This is a genomic window from Pseudobacter sp., from assembly GCF_051955275.1.
Lineage (GTDB): Bacteria > Bacteroidota > Bacteroidia > Chitinophagales > Chitinophagaceae > Pseudobacter.
In genome coordinates this window covers 1-5,535 of sequence record NZ_JBQCGW010000317.1, presented here as the reverse complement: position 1 = coordinate 5,535, position 5,535 = coordinate 1, and the positions used below count along the sequence as shown (strand labels likewise).

Here is a 5,535-nt window from a genome sequence, read left to right as displayed (position 1 = left end):
GCCTGCTGCATTATGTGATTATAGGCGAACAGGCGCATGAGATGATCCGGTGCATCCGATTTTACATTTACAGAATCATCTTTTCGTGTGATCATCATATTGCTATGATCGATCACTACCTGGTTGTCATTTTCAATGTCCATGGAAAACTCTTTCCTGGCCAGCAGGAGGCTGCAATCATCCATCGAACCCTGATCATAATGGAATACACGGTATTCCTTGAGTGAGCGGAGATAAGGCTGCAAGGCGCCATCGATACAAAATAACCTGAGCCTTGGTTTGGGTGCGAGATAAGTTTTCAGTTCTTCGAGAAACGTCGTTCCTTTCAATTCGTTCAGATTGGGAGATTGTTCCGGGCCTTTGGTGATCAGCAACGCGGAGTCGGATACCTTGATATTATGAACAGGGAACAGGCTGAACTGCCGCTTATGCAGGCCCTTGAACAACCTGATCCTGTTCTCTTCTGTAACCTGCACCAGTTGCTCGTCTTCAGCTACGAAGAATTCATGTTTACCAGGGAGTTGTAGCGCTGCTTCATATTCTTCCATTGTCCAGGCTTTATTGATATCCAGGTAGATCTTTCCGGCCTGGAAAGGCGCCCGCTGATGCTGATAAGGTTTCACCGAATAACTATGACCGTTGAAGTGGAAAGGCACCCCTGTAGCCATTTCAACAGGCGCCATGGAAATAGACCATCCGTGTTTAAAACGGCCATTAAAACGCATTGCCTTATCCCTTGAGATCTTAAAACCGGGAGGTGTTTCCAGGTTGTCGCTTTCTCCCATCATCCGGACAGAAACCGGTCCTTTTGCCATTAGCTGCGAAGGCCCTTCAATAGCCACACTCTGGTATTCCATTTTACCGTTGTTCATTTGCAGCGGCGTTGTAATGCCCACTCTGAAACGGCGGAACGACCCGGGAAAAACAGGGAACACGCGCACCGACACACGGTTCCCTTCCTGCCAGTGTAATACTGACGGGTCCCGGGCTTCACGGCCTACTATCGTTTTATAAGCAGAATCAGCTTTTGATTTTGTAGTGAGGATACCAGGAGATTCATTCCCATCAATCCAAAGTGAGAGGGCGGTTACCGCTGAACCTTCCGGCAGGTTAAACGAGTAGATGGCTTCCTGTTCTGGCCGCCAGCGCATTTCTTCATAGCGGCAGGCAACTTTAATGGTCATATCGGTATAAGCGATCCTGTATTGTGGCCAGATATTGATTTTGGAATCCACTTCTTCCGTGTAGAGCTCATCGCCGGACCAGAGCCTTTCTTCCGCCTGGTGGCGCTCATTGAAAACAGCCTGAAGCATCTGCACCCTGTCTTCAACCGGCATTTCGAGGCGGAAGCCAAAAGCAGTGGCAATGCAGATCAGCGGATCATGCCTGAATTCATTGTTCCTGCGAACGGAAGGTATATTCCAGAACAGGCTTTCCCCATCGCGGACCGGTTTGATAGTGGCGAAGCGCGTATCGGTTTTCAGGATCCGCTCTGTGAGCGGGTTTGCAGGGATCTTCGCTGCCGCTTTCACCCATACCGGCAGGGTTCCGTTCTTATTGTTTTCCGCTTCGCGGTAATAACGGTTGATCTCGCTCACATGCATGGCCCAGGAAACGAGGTACAAAACGACACCTGCGGCAGCTGTCCCAAGCGTGGATAGTATCGTAATTCCTGTCTTCCTGTTATTGTCTGCAATTCTCCGCAACCAGAAAATGGTATAGATCACAAACAGCAGCGGAACAAAAGTATGCATGGGCAACAGCAACACCCAGAAGATAACCGCGCTCACAAGGTATTGGGGGATCAGGTAAATAGCGAGGTAAACAAAAAGGCAAAGGCTGAGACAGAGGAGCACTACGTGCAGGAACTTCATCCAGCGTGGCATTTCATTGTACCAGAAGATGGCGATATAATTGATGCTGCTGATCGCCAGCAGGGCACTCAGCCAGTCGGCGGATACATCAAAGATCTCAATCTCACGGTTCAGTGTATACGCACTTACCAGACTCACTAGCAGGAAGAGGAAGAAAGGCGGCAGGCCATTCCTGTCCTTGCGGAGACGGCCGGAAAAGAGGATAATGATCAGGTAGAGAATGGCAAGGCCAAAGTTCACAACAAATACCCCCTGCAACGGACGGCCGTCCAGCTTGAAAGGCAGCCAGAAAAGCGCCAATACAACAGCAAGGGTGATAAGCCCCAGGGTAAAAAGTTGGTCCTGCCAGATTTTTTTAAAGAAGTTCATTTGATTCGGTTTTAGAAAGCACTTTGCATTTCAAAGTATAAAGACAAAAAAAATTACCGGATGCCTTTGATCATTGCTTCCAGGGCCTCGATATGTTCCTTGAAAGATTTTTCGCCGGCTTTGGTGATGGAGTAGGTGGTATTTGTTTTCCGTCCGATGAAACCCTTATGCACTTTGATATAACCATGCTCTTCGAGGGTGGAAAGATGGGAAGCGAGGTTTCCATCGGTTACATCCATCAATTGCTTGAGGTCATTGAAATTGATCTCCTCATTCACCATCAGGGTGCTCATTACCCCGAGGCGGATGCGGTTATCGAAAATTTTATTAAGATGTTCAATAGGGTTCTTCATGTTTCCTTATTGACTGACACGTTCATGTTTCCACCACATAATCAGGCCGTACACGATATGGAGCACCCCAAATCCGATGGTCCATAGCAGGAGGCCGCTTCCTTCATCCCAGAGGTTGATCACGCCAAGGATCAGTTGTCCGAATCCGAGGTAGCGGATCTCCCCAAGCGTATACTTGGAGGCATTTACCAGGGCCAGACCGTAGAAGATCAGGCAGCCGGGTGCGATCATTTCATAATAACCAAGCTGAAGGCAGCGCAGGATCACAATCCCCCCGACAATGACCGGCAGGGCAGTGTTCACCACCAGCCGCTGCACTGTACGATCCCACAGGGGTACTCCGTGTTTCCGGGTGCGGAGCCAGGTAAAGAAAAAAGAACTGATCAATGCGGCCACGAATGTACAAACAGCAATGATGATAAGGTGATTGAAAAGCGTAATATTTGTAAGTAATGCTTCCCCCCGTGAAGCACTGTAGTCATCAATCTGGCTGCCTCTCCCAAACATTCTCTGCAGTTCATTGTTAGCCAGCCAGGCCCCCACAAGGGCGCAGATCCCGGCACTTACGCCGCTCCACCCACTCAGTGAAATAAAACGGGAAGAACGCTCCATCATCCGTTTGATGTCCTGCAGGGTGTCCAGTGATTGGTGTTGCGATGTCATAAAAAGCACTTTGTAATACAAAGTAGCAACAAGTTTTTCAATTATGCAAGTTTTTTCGTGTGAACTAAGGGAAAAAGCGCATTACATTGTCATAATAAATACCGCCGCCTGGCGTTCAGAAAGGTTTTGGTCCGTCCTTAGAAACTGTTAAAAGATGGAACTGCACCGTTCAGACACTTTTAACAGGATACGATTTCAGGCATTGGCGTATTTTTGCACACAGATCAAATCAAGTCCGTGGAAAAACAAAGTTTATCAGGCTGGAAACTGCTTTTACTGTTATTACTGAGCCTGCAGGGTGTATCCCATGCACAAACGAAGATCCTTAAAGGAATCATCAAAGACGCGCATTCCGATGAACGCGTACCTTTCGCATCCATGCAGCTCCTCCAGGGAGGCAACGGCCGCGTGAGCGACTCCTCCGGAGCCTTTATCTTCCGCTTCGATCATTGGCCATCAGATACAATTAAAGTTACCTATGTGGGTTTCCAGGATTTCTACCTGGTGATCGACTCTGCCCTTGTCAGCAAAGAAAAGAACGGGGTAATAGACCTCACCATCATGCTGGAAAGAGGCAAGTTCACAGAAGAAGTAGTGGTAAAGAGAACCATCGACCGGGGCTACCTCATGTGGAAACGTATTGTAAAGCACAAGCCAAAGAACGACCGGTACCGTTTCCAGAACTTCTCCTATGAATTGTACAACAAGCTGGAGATAGACCTGAAGAATATCAAGAGAGACAAGTTCGGCAAACTGCCATTCGTTAAGCAGTTCCAGTTTGTGCTGAACAATATCGATACCACTGAAGAAGGCAATACCTTCCTCCCTGTTTACCTTACAGAAGCCATTTCCGACTATTACTACCAGGCCTCACCCAAGAAACGCCGCGAGGTTTTCAAGGGTATCAAAACCCTGGGTGTGAATAATGAAAGTGTGGCCAAGCTCCTGGGAGGTATGGACCAGAATATCAACTTCTACGCTAACTTCATCCCCATTTTCGATAAGCTGTTTGTGAGCCCCATCAGCGACAACGGCGATAACTATTACCGTTTCCGCGTACTTGATACCCAATATGTAAACAACCAGCGCCTCATCCACGTAACCTTCACGCCCAAACGAAAAGGCGAGAATACCTTTGAAGGCGATTGCTGGGTACATGACCCCAGCTGGGCCATCCAGAAAATGAACCTGCGCCTGACCAAGGACGCCAATATCAATTTCGTGGACAAGCTCAGCCTGATCCAGGAATTCAAACTGATCAATGACACCACCTGGTTCCTCAGTCGCGATAAGTTTGTTGTGGATATGTCGCTCACCGGCGAAAAGGCCCTTTCCGCCATCGGCCGCAAAAGCACTACCTACGAAAACATAGTGGTGAACAACCCCAGTGTGGTCAACGAGTTGGCGAAGAACAGTATTCTTGAAGAGACCATCATGCCACCCGAAGCCATGAAGGTAACGGATAGCTTCTGGGTGGAATCCCGCCATGAGGAATTGAACAAGAACGAAAAGGCACTCTACCAAACCATCGACACACTGCTGAGCCTGCCTGCATTCAAACGTGTTACCAGAACGGTAAACTTCCTGGTGACCGGTTATACCAATGTTGGAAATTACGAGATAGGCCCCTGGTACAACTGGATCACCTATAATCAGCAGGAAGGTTTCAGAACCCGCTTTGACTTAGGTACCAATAAATATTTCAACAAGAAACTGTTCCTGCACGGCTATCTCGCCTATGGCTTCAAAGACCAGGAATTCAAATACCAGTTCGATGGCCGCTATTTCTTCGACAAGAGCCCACGCACTTATGTAAGCTGGATGGTACGCCATGATTTCGACCGCGGGCAACAGTATTACGATGAGATCAGCCAGGATAATATCTTTGCCCTGGCCATCCGCAAAAGCGGGGTGCCTATAAAATTCCTGATGACAGATGAAAGGAAAGTGGAGTTCTTCCGTGATTCCAAGATAGGTCTCTCTGTTACGCTGTCAGGCTCCCACAAAGAATATGATCCTGTAGCCAACCTGCCTTATAAATCCATGTTTGCGGCAAGTCCGAAAGACAGCTCTCTGAAAACAGCAGAGTTCTCCATCAGGCTGCGATATGCTTACCTGGAGAAATTCCTGGAAAGCACTTTTAACCGCTACAGTCTGGGCAGTGATTTCCCGATCGTTGAGTTCCGTTACACCAGGGGGGTAAGCGGAGTGTTCAACAGCCGTTTCGATTACCATAAAATAAACGCCAGCATTTCCGACTACAGTAAGATCCCTCC

The 5,535-nt window shown here is 48.2% G+C and carries 4 protein-coding genes; 1 reads left to right on the top strand and 3 read right to left on the bottom strand.

The features are described 5' to 3' along the window. From ACTHMC_RS28270 to ACTHMC_RS28260, 3 genes are all read right to left on the bottom strand, one after another. On the bottom strand, positions 1–2,243 hold a 2,243-nt coding region (locus tag ACTHMC_RS28270), incomplete at its 3' end, for an XrtN system VIT domain-containing protein (protein WP_440418434.1). Between the two features lie 53 nt (positions 2,244–2,296). Next, complete coding sequence (locus ACTHMC_RS28265) at positions 2,297–2,596, bottom strand: winged helix-turn-helix domain-containing protein (protein WP_440418433.1); 300 nt, start codon at positions 2,594–2,596, stop codon at positions 2,297–2,299. Positions 2,597–2,602: 6 nt separating this feature from the next. After that, complete coding sequence (locus ACTHMC_RS28260; RefSeq protein WP_440418432.1) at positions 2,603–3,259, bottom strand: hypothetical protein; 657 nt, start codon at positions 3,257–3,259, stop codon at positions 2,603–2,605. Between the two features lie 237 nt (positions 3,260–3,496). Here ACTHMC_RS28260 and ACTHMC_RS28255 point away from each other — a divergent pair. Continuing rightward, positions 3,497–5,535 (top strand): DUF5686 family protein (locus ACTHMC_RS28255; RefSeq protein WP_440418431.1); only part of this gene is annotated, 2,039 nt, incomplete at its 3' end.